General features: G+C 67.6%; 11 protein-coding genes. 4 read left to right on the forward strand and 7 right to left on the reverse strand.

The window, feature by feature from the left end; translation table 11 throughout:
• Window positions 1-9 precede the first annotated feature (9 nt).
• The 3 genes from ACQP2T_RS35705 to ACQP2T_RS35715 form a co-directional block, all read right to left on the reverse strand.
• Entirely contained in the window at window positions 10-1716 is a 1707-nt protein-coding gene (locus ACQP2T_RS35705) for a ThuA domain-containing protein (RefSeq protein WP_433509296.1), read from the reverse strand.
• A gap of 10 nt (window positions 1717-1726) precedes the next feature.
• The gene (locus ACQP2T_RS35710) at window positions 1727-4546 is read right to left on the reverse strand and encodes a PQQ-dependent sugar dehydrogenase (RefSeq protein ID WP_433509297.1); all 2820 of its coding nucleotides are present in this window, start codon (window positions 4544-4546) and stop codon (window positions 1727-1729) included.
• 70 nt (window positions 4547-4616) lie between these two features.
• Window positions 4617-6998: an RICIN domain-containing protein gene (locus ACQP2T_RS35715; protein ID WP_433509298.1), complete on the reverse strand. Its 2382-nt coding sequence runs from the start codon at window positions 6996-6998 to the stop codon at window positions 4617-4619.
• A 326-nt stretch (window positions 6999-7324) separates the two neighbouring features.
• On the opposite strand from ACQP2T_RS35715, the gene ACQP2T_RS35720 reads away from it, so the two are divergent.
• Together ACQP2T_RS35720 and ACQP2T_RS35725 are read left to right on the forward strand one after the other, a co-directional pair.
• Window positions 7325-8062, forward strand: coding sequence for a FadR/GntR family transcriptional regulator (locus ACQP2T_RS35720; RefSeq protein ID WP_433509299.1), 738 nt, complete (start codon window positions 7325-7327; stop codon window positions 8060-8062).
• Between the two features lie 322 nt (window positions 8063-8384).
• A complete protein-coding gene (locus tag ACQP2T_RS35725) occupies window positions 8385-9833 on the forward strand; it encodes an arabinofuranosidase catalytic domain-containing protein (RefSeq protein ID WP_433509300.1) in 1449 nt (482 codons plus the stop codon).
• Between the two features lie 58 nt (window positions 9834-9891).
• Here the strand turns inward: ACQP2T_RS35725 and ACQP2T_RS35730 are convergent, their stop codons facing one another.
• Genes ACQP2T_RS35730 through ACQP2T_RS35745 form a run of 4 tightly spaced genes read right to left on the reverse strand, consistent with a single transcriptional unit; the run spans window position 9892 to window position 14128 of the window.
• The gene (locus tag ACQP2T_RS35730) at window positions 9892-11031 is read right to left on the reverse strand and encodes a mandelate racemase/muconate lactonizing enzyme family protein (RefSeq protein ID WP_433509301.1); all 1140 of its coding nucleotides are present in this window, start codon (window positions 11029-11031) and stop codon (window positions 9892-9894) included.
• A 25-nt stretch (window positions 11032-11056) separates the two neighbouring features.
• On the reverse strand, window positions 11057-11884 hold the full coding sequence (locus ACQP2T_RS35735; RefSeq protein ID WP_433509302.1) for a carbohydrate ABC transporter permease: 828 nt from the start codon (window positions 11882-11884) through the stop codon (window positions 11057-11059).
• A complete protein-coding gene (locus ACQP2T_RS35740; RefSeq protein WP_433509303.1) occupies window positions 11884-12819 on the reverse strand; it encodes a carbohydrate ABC transporter permease in 936 nt (311 codons plus the stop codon). Before ACQP2T_RS35740 ends, ACQP2T_RS35735 begins: the two co-directional genes overlap by 1 nt.
• 28 nt (window positions 12820-12847) lie before the next feature.
• A complete protein-coding gene (locus ACQP2T_RS35745; protein ID WP_433509304.1) occupies window positions 12848-14128 on the reverse strand; it encodes an ABC transporter substrate-binding protein in 1281 nt (426 codons plus the stop codon).
• A gap of 126 nt (window positions 14129-14254) precedes the next feature.
• Here ACQP2T_RS35745 and ACQP2T_RS35750 point away from each other — a divergent pair, with 126 nt between their 5' ends.
• The gene (locus ACQP2T_RS35750) at window positions 14255-15025 is read left to right on the forward strand and encodes a FadR/GntR family transcriptional regulator (protein WP_433509305.1); all 771 of its coding nucleotides are present in this window, start codon (window positions 14255-14257) and stop codon (window positions 15023-15025) included.
• Window positions 15026-15392: 367 nt separating this feature from the next.
• Window positions 15393-16742, forward strand: coding sequence for an RICIN domain-containing protein (locus tag ACQP2T_RS35755; protein WP_433509306.1), 1350 nt, complete (start codon window positions 15393-15395; stop codon window positions 16740-16742).
• Window positions 16743-16768: the final 26 nt, after the last annotated feature.

Here is a 16768-nt window from a genome sequence, read left to right on the forward strand (position 1 = left end):
ATGTCGGCCTCAGACGCGGGTCCAGCGCTGGTTGGTTCCTCCGGTGCAGGGCCAGATGCGGGCCTTGGTGCCGTTGGCGGTGCCGCTGACGTCCAGGCACTTGTTCGCCCCGACCGCGGTGATGGTGCCGTCGGCGTTGAGGCGCCACTTCTGGTTGTTCTGACTGTTGCAGTCCCAGATGATCACTGCGGTGCCGTCCGCCGTCCCGGCCCCGTTCACGTCCAGGCACTTGCCGCCAGAGGCCCGCAGCTCACCAGAGCTGGTGGCGGCCCACTGCTGGTTGGCCTGCCCGTTGCAGTCCCAGATCTGCGCCTGCGCGCCGTTGGCCTGCGAGGCGCCGTTGACGTCCAGGCACCGCCCCGACCCCACACCCTTGAGGGCGTTCGAGCCGCCCGGTGTGCTGGTCAGTTCCTTGACGCGGATGTTGCGGAACGACACCACGTCGCCGGACCCGTGGTTCTGGATGCCGATGTAGCCCTGCTGGAGCGAGCGGACCGGATCGGTGTTGGTGAAATCATTGATTCTGGTGCCGTTCAGGAACACCTGCAGCCGCTCACCCTCCACCAGCAGCTCATAGGTGTTCCACTGGCCCGGCGGGTTCAGCGCCGCGTCGCGGGCGGCGATGTCGGCGGCCTTGAACCCGTAGATCGCCCCGGTCGTCTTGTCCGGGGTGTCGGTCGCGTCGATCTGCACCTCATATCCGGTGTTGAGCGCCGCGTCGGGATCGCTGGTGGCCGGGAAACCGACGATCACCCCGGAGTTGGAGTCGCCGGTCATCTTCCAGTCGAGCTTGACCGAGTAGGAGCGGAACTCCTTGGCGTTGTACCACAGCATGCCCATGCCGCCCTGTGAGGTCAGCGTGGCGTCGCTGTTGGCGAACGAGCCCGGCCCGGCCTGCGACCAGCCCGTCGTCGAGCCGTTGTACAACGTCGTGTACCCGGTCTCCGGGCGGCAGTCGGCGTTGGTGGCCTTGGCCGCGTACCGGATTCCGCCGAGCAGCAGCGCGCGGAAGTTCGAATCGGCGTACGACTCCTTGGTGTGCCCCAGACCGGTGTAGAACGCGCGGCCGGAGGACTGAGGGTGGCACCAGGTGATCGGGTGATCGCCCATGCCGCCGCCGCTGTAGGTGCCCTCGTCCAGGCTCTGCAGCACCCGGACGTTCGATCGGGGGTTGGTGCGGTAGTTGTACCACTCGTCGGTACGTGACCAGGTCGCCCCCAGGTGAGCGGTCGCGGCGTGCGCCCGGTCCTCGGTCCGTACGGTGGCCTGCTGGATCGCCGGGTGGTTGTTGAACCAGGCTCCCATCAGCTGCCCGTAGTAGCCCCAGTTGTACTCGGTGTCCGCGGCCGAATGCACCCCCACGTAACCGCCCCCGCCGTCCACGTACGTCTGGAAGGCGGCCTGCTGGTTGTCGTTCAGCACGTCACCAGTGGTGCTGAGGAACGCCACCGCCTTGTACTGGGCCAGATTGGCCGTGGTGAAGGCGTTCGAGTCCTCGGTGGCGTCGACGGTGAAGTCGTTGGCCGCCCCCAGGTCGCGGATGGCCTGGATCCCGTTGGGGATCGAGTCGTGCCGGAAGGCGGCCGTCTTGGAGAACACCAGCACCTTGAAGGCGGCCGACTGGGCGGGGATGGCGGGGATCACCGCCGCCGCGATGATCCCCGCCACCGTCACTGAGAGGCGTCGCAGCACAGATGTCTTTCGGTCGCTCAGCATGGGTGTCCTTTCAGGCGCGGTTCCAGCGCTGGTTGGTTCCTCCGGTGCAGGGCCAGATGCGCATCTTGGTGCCGTTGGCGGTGCCGCTGACGTCCAGGCACTTGTTCGCCCCGACTGCGGTGATGGTGCCGTCGGTGTTGAGGCGCCATTTCTGGTTGTTCTGACCGTTGCAGTCCCAGATGATCACCGCGGTGCCGTCCGCCGTCCCGGCCCCGTTCACGTCCAGGCACTTACCGCCATAGACCCGCAGCTCACCCGCGGCGGTCGACGTCCACTGCTGGTTGGCCTGCCCGTTGCAGTCCCAGATCTGCGCCTGCGCGCCGTTCGTCTGGGAGGCTCCGCTGACATCCAGGCACCGACCGGACCCCACACCCTTGAAGGCACTCGTGGTCCCCGAGGGCGGGGTGCCGGTGTCGAGAGTGATGTCGTCCAGGTCGAACAGGTAGCCCTGCCCGGTCGGGCCGCGGAAGACCAGATAGAGCGAAGTGGTGCCGGCCGGCGCGCCGCTGAGGTTCGCCGAGACGTCGGTGAAGGTGTCCCAGCTGCCGGTGCTCACCACGTTCACCGTTCCCAGCAGTGTGCCCGTCGCCGAGCCCGCCCGCACCTCGATCCGGCCGCCCGCGCCGGCCGAGGACACCCGGGCGGTGATCCTCGTCGCGTTGCCGAGGTCGTACGGCTGGAAGGAGATCCAGTCGCCGTCGTCGGTGAAACCGACCGTCTTGCCGCCTTCCGCGGTGGCGTGGTCGGCCGTCTGAATGCCCTGCTGGGCGCCGAAGTGCTCGGCCTGCCGGTGCCGTGGCTGGAGCGTACGGTCGCTTGTGGAGGTCAGACCGCCCTTGTCGGTGTAGGAGGCCACGAAGACGCCGTAGATGTTGGCCGCGGCGTCGTGCTCACCGTCGACCGGCACCGAGATGGAGCCCGAGCAGCCGGTCTTGGAGGTGATCTGGTGGCGGTGGCTGTCATGGCCGAGGAAGTAGGCGACGGTGACCCCGGCGCAGTCGATGGTGCCGTCCTCCGGGTCGGTGACGGTGACCTGGAAGGGCACGGTGTCGCCGAAGGAGAACAGCTGCCCGTCGGCAGGGGTGGTGAGGCTGACCGTCGGCGCGGTGTTGCCGACGTTCACGATCACGTTCGCCGTGCCGGTGAGACCCTGCGGGTCCCGGACCGTGAGCGTCGCCGTGTAGGCGCCGTTCGTGGTGTAGGTCTTGCTGGGATTCGCCCCCGTGGAGGTGGTGCCGTCGCCGAAGTTCCACGAGTACGTCAGCGCGCCACCCTCCGGGTCGGAGCTGCCCGCCGAGGAGAAGTTCACCGTCAGCGGAGCCGGTCCCGACGTCTTGTCGGCGGACGCCTTGGCGATCGGATTGCGATTGGCGCTGCCGATGTACTCGATGCGATACAGCGCCTGGTTGTTGTTGCCGTCACCGTAGTCGAGGACGTACAGGGCCCCGTCAGGGCCGAAGGCCATGTCCATCACCTGCGTCCCCGACCAGGGGAACGACGAGATCTCCCCGTAGGCGCCGTCCGGCTTGACCTCGATCGCCTTGATCCAGCGCCGGCCGTACTCGCCGGCGAAATACCGCCCGTCGAGCGCCTGGGGGAACTTGACGGCCGAGTTCAAGGTGGGGTCGTAACGGTAGACCGGACCACCCATCGGCGACTCCGACCCGGAGCCGAACTCCGGCGGACTTCCGGCGTCCCCCGCGTACCTGATCCACGCCGGCTTCGCCGGAGGCAGCGTGGTCAGGCCGGTGTTACGGAAGGAGTTGTTGGTCGGGCCGCCCGCGCAGTTGTACTTCGGACCGGTGCTGTTGGTGGCGAAGTTCCATTCGTTGTAGGTCTCGCTGGTGGTGTTCGTGCCCGTGCAGTACGGCCATCCGTAGTTGCCCGCACTGGTGATGCGATCGAACTCCACCTGCCCGCTCGGCCCCCGGTTGGAGTTGGTCACGCCCGCGTCCGGCCCGTAGTCGCCGAGGTAGACGATGCCTGTCGCCTTGTCCACACTCATCCGGAACGGGTTGCGGAAGCCCATCGCGTAGATCTCCGGCCGGGTCTTCGCCGTCCCCGGCGGGAACAGGTTGCCGCCGGGAATCGTGTAGGTGCCGTCGGGCTGCGGCTTGATGCGCAGGAGCTTGCCACGCAGGTCGTTGGTGTTGCCGGCCGAGCGCTGGGCGTCGAACTGCGGGTTGCGGTCGCTCCGCTCGTCCAGCGGGGAGTAGCCGCTCGACTCGAAGGGGTTGCTGTCGTCGCCGGTGGTCAGATAGAGGTTTCCGGCGGCGTCGAAGTCGAGGTCCCCGCCCACGTGACAGCACAGGCCGCGGTCGTTCTGGACCCGCAGGACCACCTTCTCGCTGGCCATGTCGAGAGTGTCGTCCGGCTTGAGGATGAACCGGGACACGTACAGCTCGCCCTTCCACTGGTCGAACTGCGTCTGCGAGCCGTTGCTCGGCGCATCACCGTTCGGCGTGCTCAGCCGCGGCGAGTAGTAGAGCCAGATGTACCGGTTGGACGCGAAGTCGGGGTCCACCGCCACACCCTGCAGGCCCTCCTCGTCGTGACTGTAGACGTTGAGCCTGCCGGCCACCTTCGTGTTGCCGTTGACATCGGTGACGCGCACCGTGCCGTCGCGCGCCGTGTGCACCACCGACCGGTTCGGCATGACGGCCAGCGACATCGCCTCACCCAGCTCGGCACCTCCCGACGCGAGAGACACCTGCTGGTAGTCGGCCGCCGGAATGGCGAGGGCGTTCGCCGGGGAGGCGTCGAGCGCGAGTGCTCCGGGAATGATCAGCGCCATCGTGGTCAGCAAGGTGAGCCACGGACGTCGGGACATGAGTGTTCCTCTGCTATCGAATCGATTCGAGCGCTTGTCGTCCCCGAGAGTTGGGCGCCGCGAGACGGTGTCAGGCGCGGGCCCACTTCTGGTTGGTTCCTCCGGTGCAGGGCCAGATGCGGGCCTTGGTGCCGTTGGCGGTGCCGCTGACGTCCAGGCACTTGTTCGCGCCGACTGCGGTGATGGTGCCGTCGGCGTTGAGGCGCCACTTCTGGTTGCTCTGACCGTTGCAATCCCAGATGATCACCGCGGTGCCGTCCGCCGTCCCGGCCCCGTTCACGTCCAGGCACTTACCGCCATAGACCCGCAGCTCACCCGCGGCGGTCGACGTCCACTGCTGGTTGGCCTGCCCGTTGCAGTCCCAGATCTGCGCCTGCGCGCCATTGGCCTGCGAGGCTCCGCTGACGTCCAGGCACCGACCAGACCCCACACCCTTGAGAGCACTCGTGCTCCCCGGCGGCGAGCCCTGGGGCCCGGCGGACGCCATCACGGCCTGGGCGCCCGCGGGCCAGGCGCCGTTGGTGACGGTGACATTGTTGTTCACCACATTGCCGCGGTCGCCGTTGGTCACGTTGGTGCTGCCGTTGGTCGACCAGTTGCCGGTGAGGGTGAAGTTCCCCATGTTCTCGCCGCCCCAGTAGTTGGCGGTGGCCCAGGTGCCGGTGTTCGAGAGCACGTTGCCGGTGACGGTGTAGTACTTGGAGCCCTCGTCGAAGTAGATCCCGAACCAGCCGTTGGTTCGCAGGCAGTGGTTGCCGCTGATCACCGCGTTCGGGTTCCACGACAGCGTGTAGATACAGCCCCCGTCGGTCATCTGCCGCATGACGTCGTGCACGTAGTTGCCGATGAGCTTGTTGCCGGACGCGGTGGTGGGAGTGGTGTAGCGCGGCTGGTAGTTGTACAGGCCGCGGTTGGCGTACTGGTTGCTGCCGCCCGGCTCGTTGGCGCCCCAGCCGTACCCGATCGACATGCCGGTGTACGGCAGGTTGTAGACCTCGTTGTGTGACACGTCGGTGTTGGTGACGTAGGTGGTCAGGACCGAGACGATGCCCCGGTAGTCCAGGCCGAGGTCGTGGACGCGGTTGTCGCTGACGGTGATGTTCCGGTTGACCATCCGCTGGTCACTGGGGTGGTGCGCGTCGGCGCGCACGCCACCGACCACGATGCCGCCGGCCGCGCTCTGGGCGATCTCGGACCGGGTGACCGTGATGTCGGCGGCGCCCAGGCCGACACCGCTGGCGTGCGCGTTGGCGTCGTTGCCGATGCCCACGGCCGTCTGACCGAGGTTGACGAACCGGGAGTCGATGAAGGCGATGTTGTTGGCCGCGGACACCTGGACGGCCGCCGGCATCTGATACCAGTTCGGCCGCGCGGCCTCGAACTGCCGGCACCCCTCCTGGCAGGAGGTCAGCCTGTCGGCGGGCCAGTTCCAGCTGCCCGCGATGTAGGCGCCGGTCTGCTGGTCCGCGTAGCCCTGGTCGCCGCTGGGTCCGAGCCAGGACGTGCCGGTGAACGTGATCCCGCTGAACGTGATGTGGTGCGCGGGCGCGTCGTAGGAGCCTCCGACATTCACCAGGGACTGGAGAATCGGCAGCTCGACGCTGATGTTGCTCATGTTCTGCCCGGCGGCCGGGATGTAGTACAGGACGCCGGTCCCGGGGTTGACGTACCACTCCCCCGGTGCGTCCAGGAACTCGTAGGCGTTCTCCAGGTACAGCGGACCCGCCCGGTGCGGCTGCGTGAAGGTGTCGTACCCGAAGGTGTTGTTGTTCCAGCCGGGCTGCCGCATCGTGACGAAGTTCCCGCTGATGCTCTGCACCGTCACGTAGCGGTCCGTGAACGAGCCCACGCTCTCCATCTCGACCCGGTTCTGGTTGGCCAGGGTGTTCAGATAGTTCAGCGCGCTGCTGCCGAACCTCAGGCCGGTGCCGCTCGCGGTGAAGTCCGACCGGTTCACGGCCGTACGCGCGCGCGTGGCGATGGCGCCGTCGACGTAGAGCTGCCGGGTGTCGATCCCCGAGCCGACGTCGGCGCGCCAGATGTTCTTCCCCGAATCGGCCACGGTCCATCCGGCGACCGCCCTGGCTCCGCTGATGACAGGATGGGCGCCCGCCGCGGCCTGCCATTTGACGGTGTAGCCGTTGTTTCCGGAATCGGCGGCGGTCAGCCGGAGCGGCGCGGAGAGCCGGTACACCCCGTCGGCCAGTTCGACGACGATGTCCCCGGACATGGCGCCGTTCAGCGAACGTACCGCCGTCTGCGCCGCGGCCGGCGAGCACGGCTGGGCGGACGTGCAGGCGGTGCCCGTGCCGGCGGGTGACACGTAGAGGGTCGTGGTGGCCGCTAGGGCCGGGGTGGCGGGGGCGACGAGCGCGAACGCCGCGGCCAGCGCAGCGGCGAGGATGCCGATCAGAACCGGTCTCAGCGCCGTGACGGGCGAAAATGACTGCACAGTGGTTCCTTTGGGGGGTACGGGTGTGGCCAGATCACGCCCTGCTGCTCAGGCAGGTGACACCTTTCTGAGGGTCTTCGCTTCTCATTACGTGGTGAGTATTGATACCCGTCAAGACCTTAAGCCTGCTTATTTCGGCATTTGCACACCCAAGCCATGGCCACAGTTAGCCGATTCTCATCTTCGACCAGCGGCTATACCCGCCATTGCAGACGACCGCGCCACTCGGCCCTGCATGAACCGTTCATATGTGTCGTACTAATCAGGAGCGTGGGAGAACACCCTCATCAGTCATACTTTGCAGAGAACGGCGAGGAGGAAGCACGGTGACCGACACCCCGCGTGAGAGCGGATACCGGCCGGGTTACGAGGTGGCCGCCGAGCAGGTACTTGAATTCATCGTCCGGCTCGGCCTGCGTCCGGGCGACCGCATGCCGACCGAGATCGAGCTGGCCCGGCAACTGGGCACCAGCCGCACAGTCGTACGCGAGGCGGTGAAGATACTCTCCGCGCTCGGCCGGGTACGCGCCCAGAAGGGCCGCGGCCTGTACGTGGCCGATGACGAGGGGATGCTCGGCACCGGGCGCTGGGCCTCCTTCTTCCTCCCGACCGACCTCGACCACGTCTACATGCTGTTCGAGTTCCGCCGGGCGCAGGAGATGGAGACCAGCAGGCTGGCCGCCCGCCGCGCCACCCCCGCGGAGCTGAGGGCCATCGAGGAGGCGGCCGGCTTGTGCCGCCACGGCTTCGAGACCGGACAAGAAGACCTGTTCAACGAGGGCGACGACACCTTCCACACCGCCATCGCCACGGCCTCGCACAACATGTTCCTCCAGGTGGCGGTGCGAGAGGCCCGCAGGCTTCAGGCGCAGTCCAACCTCATCGGGCTGCGCGGCTCGGTGGGCGGGCACGCCGCCAAGGCCGTCGAGGAGCACGACGCCATCTACCAGGCCATCCGCGCCGGCGACTCGGAAGCCGCCGCCCAAGCCGCGGCCACGCACATCGACAACACCCTCGACGACTACCGGAGAGAGATCCAGCAGCGCCTCTTCTCATCCCAGTGACCCGGCCGGCCGAACCGGTTCGCCCAGCCGGGAACCGACGTGAGCCGGCGGTGGATGAACGTTTCATCGAGCCCGACCACGAGCGTCGCCGATGAGTGCCGCCGGGCAGGGGTTCCGGCAGGCAGCCGGACAGGACGGAGCCTTGACAGGCCGTCCGCCCGTCGTATGTGCTTCGCCGTACACCGCTGCCTCCCCCCTCCTCAGTGAACCGTACGTGGCGAATCGATTCGCACCGGCCTCCGAGCGCGCTACTTCCAAGGAGTACGACATGCAGCCTTCATCCGTTCCCTTATCGGGCTCTCGGGCAGCCGTCCTCGCGGCTGTGTTGACGGCGCTGGCGACCCTCTTGGCCGCCGCCCTGACCTGGTCAGCACCGGCCTCGGCAGCGACCACGCCACTGATGGGCGTGGGGTCGGGGCGGTGCCTGAACGTCAGCGGAGCCTCGCAGACGAACAGCGCGCAGACCCAGATCTGGGACTGCAACGGGCAGGCCAGCCAGCAGTGGACCTCCACCAGCTCCGGTGAGCTGCGGGTCTACGGCGGCAAGTGCCTCGACGTTTACGGCGCCGGCACCGCCGACGGCACCAGTGTGATCATCTGGGACTGCAACGGTCAGAACAACCAGAAATGGCGCCTCAACGCCGACGGCACCATCACCGCGGTCGGCGCGAACAAGTGCCTGGACGTCTCCGGAGCCGGCACCGCCAACGGCACCAAGGTGCAGATCTGGGCGTGCCATGGCGGCACCAACCAGCAATGGACCACAAGAACCGAGCCCACACCGACGCCGACCCCGCAGCCGCCCGGCGCGCGCCCGTGCGACATCTACGCCTCCGGCGGCACGCCGTGCGTGGCCGCGCACAGCACGACACGGGCACTCTACGGCTCGTACAGCGGCAACCTTTACCAGGTCAGGCGCTCCTCCGACAACACGACCAGGAACATCGGCGTGCTGACCGCGGGTGGTGTCGCCGACGCCGCGGCCCAGGACTCGTTCTGCACCGGCACCACGTGCGTCATGACCGTCGTGTACGACCAGTCCGGGCGGGGCAACGACCTGTGGTACCAGGGATCCAGCGTGGTCCCCGGCTCCCCGCAGAGCAGGCCCGCGATCGCGACCACCGAGTCGCTCACCGTCGGCGGCGGCAAGGCGTACTCGCTCTACATCAACCCCGGCAACAGCTACTGGCGGGACGGCCACCTGACCGGTGTGCCCACCGGCAGCGCGCCCGAGGGCATGTACATGGTCACCAGCGGCACCCACGTCAACGGCGGCTGCTGCTTCGACTACGGCAACAGCGAGACGACCAGGAAGGCCGACGCCGCCGGCGCCATGGACGCCATCAACTTCAGCACCCAATGCTGGTTCGGCGGCTGCTCCGGGACCGGCCCCTGGGTCCAGGCCGACCTGGAATGGGGTCTGTACCCCGGCGGCAGCCAGTCGTGGAACCCCAACCAGCGGGCACTCCCCCACAAGTTCGTCACCGCCACGCTGAAGAACAACGGCACCAGCCGGTTCGCCATCAAGGGCGGCAACGCGCAGTCCGGCAGCCTGTACACGCTGTACGACGGGTCGCTCCCCAACGGCTACAGCCCGATGAAGAAGCAGGGGGCCATCATCTTGGGCAGCGGCGGCGACTGCTGCAAGCCCGATGGCGGCGCCAATCTCAGCGCCGGAACCTTCTACGAAGGAGCCATGATCGCCGGCTATCCCACCGACGCCACCGAGAACGCCGTCCAGACCGACATCATCGCCGCCGGCTACCGCTGACCCGGTCTCACGAAACCGTCGGCAAACCCGGACGCCACCCGGCGAGGGGCACATGACACTAGGTCTGATGGAAGCCACCGGTGACCTCCAGCAGCCGTCGTCCGGCGTGCTCCGGCCGGATGTTGGGGCCTCCTGCGGCCCTGGCGTCCGGTCGGCGGGTGAACGCGTTGATCGCGTGCTCGTCGATCGTGATGCCGAGGCCCGGCGAGTCTCCGAGGATGAAGGCGCCGTCCTCGACGTACGTGCCGAGCGACAGTCCGAGCGGCGAGTGCAGGTCCTGCAACTCGCTGACCAGGTGGTTCGGCACCGACGTCGCGGCGTGCAGCAGCGCGACCGGAGTGGTCCCGATCGGACTGACCGGAAGGTCATGGGCGTGCGCGAGGGCCGACACCCGCAGGAAGTGCGTCACCCCCCAGACCGCGGCCGTCTGGACGATGTCGACGGCCCCCGCGGCCAGCAGCGGACGGAACTGCTCGAGCCCGGTGAGGTTCTCCCCCGTGGCGACGGAGGCGCGGATCCCGCGACCGACGACGGCCAGTCCTTCGGAGTCCCACCGCCGGACCGGCTCTTCGATCCAGGTGAGGTCCAGGGTGCGCTCCAGCTCGCAGACGTGCCGGACCGCCTGCTTGCGGGTCCAGGCCTCGTTCACGTCGAGCATCAGGCCCGGCCTCGATCCGTGCCGGACCTCGCTCAGCACGTCCCGTACCACTGTCAGGCGGTGCCGGTCGCGGTCGATGTCGAGGCCGCCCTTGATCTTGGCCGCGCGCAGGCCGTGCTGGGCGTAGATCCCGTAGACCGAGACGAGTTCGTCGTCGGTCAGGCCGATGTCGAGGCCTGAGGCGTAGGCGGGGACTCGCCGGTCGCGTCCGCCCAGCAGCCGCCAGAGCGGTTCACCGGCCGCCTGTGCCTTGATGTCCCACAGGGCGGTGTCGAGCGCGCCGATCGTGCCGAACACGGCTCCCGCGTGGCCCGCCTTGAACGTCTGCCGCAGCATGCGGTCGTACAGTGCCGTCACGCCGCGTGGATCCTCGCCCTCGATCGCGGCGAACACGGCGTCGATCTCGACGTGCGGCCCGAGGCCGATGCCGGTGATCCCCTCGTCGGTGTCCACCATGACGAGCGGCACCGAGACGACGCCGTCGGCGAAGACGCCGTTGGCGTCACCGACGGGACGGCCCCATTCCTGGACCGTCGTCATGGTCCGATACCCCGTGATCCGCATGTCAGCCCTTCGTGGAACCGGCGGTGACACCGTCGGCGATCTGGCGCTGGAGGAACAGATAGATCATGAGCACGGGTATCGCGGCGATCAGGACCCCCGAGGCGAAGGTGGGAATGTCATCGGAATACTGTCCGCGCAGCGCGTTGACCCCGATCATGAGGGTGCGATGCTCGGGCGACGGCATCATGAGCAGGGAGATGAGCACGTCGTTCCAGCAGAACAAGGCGTCGAGAATGCCGACCGACAGCAGCGCCGGAACGCCCAGTGGAAGCATGATCCGCCGGTACACGCCGTACACCGTGTTCCCGTCGATCCTGGCCGCGTCGACGATCTCCACCGGAATGGTCCGGTAGTGGCTCGTCATCAGGAAGACGGTGAACGGCAGGAACTGCGCGACGTAGGCCAGGATCAGCCCCGGATAGGTGTCGATGAGCCCGCTGTCGGCCATGACCCTGGTGAGCGGCACCATGATCACCTGGAAGGGGATGAACAGCCCCGCCAGACAGCCCAGGAAGATCGCCGAGGATCCGCGGAAGCGCAGTTGACTCAGCGCGAAGCCCGCCATCGAACCCAACAGCAGCAGCAGGGCCACGGCGAATGCCACGACGATGACCGAGTTGACGAAGTATCGCGCCATTCCGGCGCCGGCCCACGCCTCGGCGAGGTTGTCCCAGCGCAGGGAGCCCGCCGGGGAGAACCGGTCGAGGATGTAGTCGCGGCGGGTCTTCATCGCGACGTTGGCGGTGAACACGAGGGGATAGATCGTCGCCAGCGCGAGCACCGCCATGGAGACAGCGGCCACCCACCTGGCCGGACGCCGGCCGGGCATCAGTCCTGCCTCCCCGCGCGCCGGAGCAGAGTGATCTGCGAGAGCCCCACCACGAGCATGACGACGAAGAGAACCGTCGAGGCGGCCGAGGCGAGCGCCGGCTGGTTCAGCTGTCCCTGCTGGTGCCAGATGTAGAACTCCGGCAGGTAGGTCGAACCCTCCGGCCCCCCGCCGGTCATCACGAAGAGCAGGCCGAACATGGACGTCAGCATCCCGATCATCGTGGTCACGAAGACGAACTGAATGGTGCGCGTCAGGCTCGGGATGATCACGTGCCAGATGATCTGGCCGAGCGAGGCGCCGTCCACGCGGGCGGCGTCCAGCAGCGAGGCGTCCAGGGTGCTGAACCCGGCGAGGAACACCACCAGAGCCATCCCGAACGTCGCCCATATGTGCACGCCGGCAACCGTGAACATGGCGATGCCCGGATCGCCGAGCCAGTCGATCGGGCCGACGCCGACCGCCCCGAGGACGGCGTTCAACGGGCCGTCGAACCCGAGCATGAGGTTGAAGATCGCACCGACGATCACCGGTGAGAGCACGGCCGGAAAGAAGTAGACACTGCGGTAGACCCGGTGACCGGGCACCCGCAGATAGATGAAGGTCGCGAGCAGACCCGGAATCGCCACCGCCACGGGAAGCAGCAGCACCAGCAGCCCGACATTGGCCAGCGAGGTGCGGAACAACGGGTCACCGGCCAGCTCCAGGTAGTTGCCCAGGCCGACAGGGGTTCCGTTGAGCTCTCCGTCACCCGTGAAGGAGAAGTTGACCCCCAGGACCAACGGCCACAGCCGCAGCACCACGATGATCAGTACGGCCGGCGCCACTAGGACGTAGGGGGCGAGGCGCTCGGCGCGCGCCCTACGGGTGGTACGGGCGCCCCGGTGCGTGACGGTCGCCGCGCCGTCTCGCCCGGAGCCGGCCGGGCGGACCAACGGCGACGGACCTCCGACAGGCACCCGGTCAGCCCGCCCGGTCGGAGGCGGCCAGCTGCTCCACAGCCTTGTCCACAGTGGTCGAACCACTCAGGAGCTGCTGGGACAGTCTTCCCATCAGGTCCAGGGTCTTGGAGGACAGCGCGACATGCAGGGCGGGCTTACCGGTCTTGATCTCGGGCACGATCGCGGCGACGGCCGGGCCCGCCTGAGAGACGTCGATCGTCGTGTCGGACGCGATCGCGCCGGCCTTGGCGTAGAACGCGGCCAAGGCGTCGGTCGAGGTCAGGGATCGCACCAGGTCGGCGGCCAGCTTCGGGTCCTTCGTCCACTTGGCGACGGCGTAGCCGATGCCGCCGTCGTACGGAAGGCTGGGGCCGGCCCCCTCGGTGACGACCGGGGCCGGCATGACGCCGATCTTGCCGGGCGGCAGGAACTCGGCGAAGTCCTTCCAGTGCCCGACGTCCGACATCAGCCCGATGATGTGCGCGGCCTTACCGGTCTCGAAGACCCTGAAGATGTCGGTGAACATCGCGGTGGAGTTGGCGCCGTCGTTGTTCAGCCCTTTGTCGCCGGCGTCCTTCCACAGGTCGAAGATCCGCTTCACGTGGGGGGAGGTCCAGTCACGCTTCCCGGCGATCCAGTTGTCGTACTCCTGAGGCGTCAAGATGCCGGAGCCGAGGCCTGACATGAAGAACTGGATGCCGATGCCTTCCTTGTTGCCGAGCGCGAAGCACGCGGCTCCCGTCGCCTTCTTGATGGCGGCGCAGCCGCTGACCAACTCGTCCCAGGTCTTGGGCGGCTTCGCCGGGTCGAGACCGGCTTTCTCGTAGAGCGCCTTGTTGTAGTAGATCGGGTGTCCCTGCAGGGTCACCGGCGCGGCATAGGTCTTGCCGTCCTTGCTGAAGGCGTCCCAGCCCGCCAACCGGCTCTTGTCGTCGCTCACGTACTGGTCCAGCGGACGAAGCGCGGCGACCCGATCGCGGAGCTGTCCGCCCCCGTTGAACAGCATGACGTCGGGTCCCTTGCCGGCCTGAATGACCGTGCCGAGCAAGGTGTAGTACTGGTCGAAGGGCTGGGCGACGAACTCGACGCTGACGCCGGGATGCCGCTTGGCGAAGTCGGCCTTCGCTTTCTCGATGTAGGTGGCCGCCGCCGGTTCGCCGGACTTCCAGTCCCACACCACGAGCTTCCGCGGCTTGGACTGCGAGTCTCCGCCGGACGGGGACTCCGTCCGCGCCGCACTCCCGCAGCCGGCCACGGCCAGTCCCGCGGCAAGCAGGACCGACCATAACGCCCGCTGCTTCATAGCTGTTCACCCTCCGAGAGCGGCCGACCGTCCTCGCGAAACATAATTCGTATGACGTATTACGGTCAAGAGGGACATGTAGACTGCTGCGGTCGCGCTGTCCTTGCCAGGTCACCGGAGGGGGATATGACGGCATCGCAGGAAACGGGCAGCGCTGTCCCGGCACCACCGGCCTGGGCCCAGCGGCCGGCCAGCCTCGCCAGAGCGGTGACCGCCGAGCTGGTGGAGCGCATCGTTCGCGGCGTACACCCGCCGGGGACGCCGCTGCCCACCGAGCCCGCGCTGTGCGAAGCCTTCTCCGTGAGCCGCACCGTCGTCCGGGAGGCGGTGAAAGTCCTGCAGGACAAGGGACTGGTACGGGTCCGTCAGGGTTCCGGCACCATGGTGACCCCTCCGGTGATGTGGGACATGCTCGACGAACTCGTCCTCGGCGCGGCCATCGCCGCGGACGAGAGTCTGGCGATCCTCGACGACCTCGTCGTCACGCGGCGCGTGCTGGAGTCCGACATGGCCAACGTCGCCGCCCGCCTGGCCGAGCCGGACACCATCGAGCAGTTGCGCGCGCTGGTGGATCGGATGGACGAGCTCGTGGCCGACCCGGTCACCTACGCCGAAAGCGACCGCGCCTTCCACGACACGATCATGCGGGCGTCGGGAAACCGCATCGCCCGAGGCGTCGTACGGGCGATGGAAAGCCAGGTCATCAACACCGCCCGGTACATGGGCCGGACCGAGCGGGCCTTGTGCGTGGCGTCGAACCTCGGCCACCGCCGCGTCTACGAACGCATCGCCGCCCACGATCCCGCGGGTGCCGCCGAGGCGATGTTCAATCACATCACCGAGGCCTGGATCGTCCGCCGCAGCGGAACGGCCGACCCCGTACGGCTGGAGCGTTAACGCCCGTTCGCGTCCTCGGAATCGATTCGATCGAGGGCTGTGAAAGTTTCATCGCGGCGCGTCAGCGGCGACCACGGTCGCTTCTCCTGGTCAGGCGCCGGAGCGACGGGGTCATCTCGGGCGCGGGCCCTCAATGTCGAGAAGGCCGATCCTTGACAGGTCTTGTCACGGTCATATTTGCTCCGCTGCACCATCATCTCTTGCCGCCAGGAAGAAAGGAGATCCCATTACGGCGGCGTTGAGTGAGCGCTAACACCTCAAGAACTCGACCGGCCGGCCGCCAATGCCCTCACCCCCCAGAAAAGGTGGTAGAAGTAGCTTCCCTTTTACGTGTGCCCACCCAAAAAAAGGGAAAGGAATTTGCGTGATGTCGAGGCTTGGATACCTCTTCACCGCCATCGCTTCCGCTGTACTGCTCGTCGCCCTGGCCACGGTGCATACGGCGCTGGGCGACACCGCGCCTCCGCCCCTCGCACAACAGAGCGCTCTCGCGGGCACCGCCGGATGCGGCAAGGCCCCGACGCTGAGAAGCGGTCCGCAGTCGATTACGACCAGCGGGAAAAACCGCAGCTATATCCTGAGAATTCCAGACAATTACAACAACACCACCCCTTACCGGTTGATCTTCGGATTCCACTGGAATGGCGGCACCGCCAACGATGTCGACGGGGGCGGAACCAGTGGGTACCCCTGGTCCTATTACGGGCTCAGGGCATTGTCGAACAACACCGCGATCTTCGTCGCGCCCCAGGGCTTCAACAATGGCTGGGCCAACTCGGGCGGTGAGGACATCACCTTCGTCGACGACATGATCCGCCGGATCGAGGCGGACCTCTGTGTGGACACCTCCCAGCGCTTCGCCATGGGCTTCAGCTACGGCGGCGGCATGAGCTACTCGCTCGCGTGCACCAGGGCGACGACCTTCCGCGCCGTGGCGGTCTACTCCGGCGGGCAGCTCAGCGGGTGCAGCGGCGGCAACGAGCCCATCGCGTACATCGGGCTGCACGGCCTCAGGGATCCGGTGCTCAACATCTCCGCGGGCCGGTCGCTACGTGACAGGTTCGTCAGGAACAACGGCTGCACTCCCCAGAACCCGCCGGAGCCGGCGCAAGGCAGCCTTACGCACGTCGTCACCTCCTACTCGGGGTGCCGGGCGGGGTATCCGGTCGCATGGGCGGCGTTCGACGCCGGCCATACCCCCGGTCCCGTGGACGGGAAGCCCGGCGACTTCGAGCCCGGCGAGAAGTCGTGGACCAGGCCAGTGGTGTGGAACTTCTTCGCGCAGTTCGGAGGCGGCGACCCGAATCCGACACCGACTCCAACGATTGATCCGCCGGCGACAGGCGCGTTCAAGGGTGTGGGGTCGGGGCGGTGCCTGGACGTCAGCGGAGCCTCGCAGGCCAACGGCGCGCAGGCGCAGATCTGGGACTGCAACGGGCAGTCCAACCAGCAGTGGGCCGCCACCAGCTCCGGTGAGCTGCGGGTCTACGGCGGCAAGTGCCTGGACGTGAACGGGGCCGGGACGGCGGACGGCACCGCGGTGATCATCTGGGACTGCAACGGTCAGAACAACCAGAAGTGGCGCCTCAACGCCGACGGCACCATCACCGCGGTCGGGGCGAACAAGTGCCTGGACGTCAGCGGCACCGCCAACGGCACCAAGGCCCGCATCTGGCCCTGCACCGGAGGAACCAACCAGAAGTGGGCCCGCGCCTGACGGCCCGCGACAGCTGACCACGCACC

The organism is Nonomuraea sp. CA-143628, assembly GCF_050942315.1.
Taxonomy (GTDB): Bacteria; Actinomycetota; Actinomycetes; order Streptosporangiales; family Streptosporangiaceae; genus Nonomuraea.

Coding starts and splice junctions, on each gene's coding strand:
- ACQP2T_RS35705 (WP_433509296.1), bottom strand. CDS start 1,716: ATGCTGAGCGACCGAAAGACATCTGTGCTGCGACGCCTCTCAGTGACG.
- ACQP2T_RS35710 (WP_433509297.1), bottom strand. CDS start 4,546: ATGTCCCGACGTCCGTGGCTCACCTTGCTGACCACGATGGCGCTGATC.
- ACQP2T_RS35730 (WP_433509301.1), bottom strand. CDS start 11,031: ATGACGACGGTCCAGGAATGGGGCCGTCCCGTCGGTGACGCCAACGGC.
- ACQP2T_RS35735 (WP_433509302.1), bottom strand. CDS start 11,884: ATGCCCGGCCGGCGTCCGGCCAGGTGGGTGGCCGCTGTCTCCATGGCG.
- ACQP2T_RS35745 (WP_433509304.1), bottom strand. CDS start 14,128: ATGAAGCAGCGGGCGTTATGGTCGGTCCTGCTTGCCGCGGGACTGGCC.
- ACQP2T_RS35750 (WP_433509305.1), top strand. CDS start 14,255: ATGACGGCATCGCAGGAAACGGGCAGCGCTGTCCCGGCACCACCGGCC.
- ACQP2T_RS35755 (WP_433509306.1), top strand. CDS start 15,393: ATGTCGAGGCTTGGATACCTCTTCACCGCCATCGCTTCCGCTGTACTG.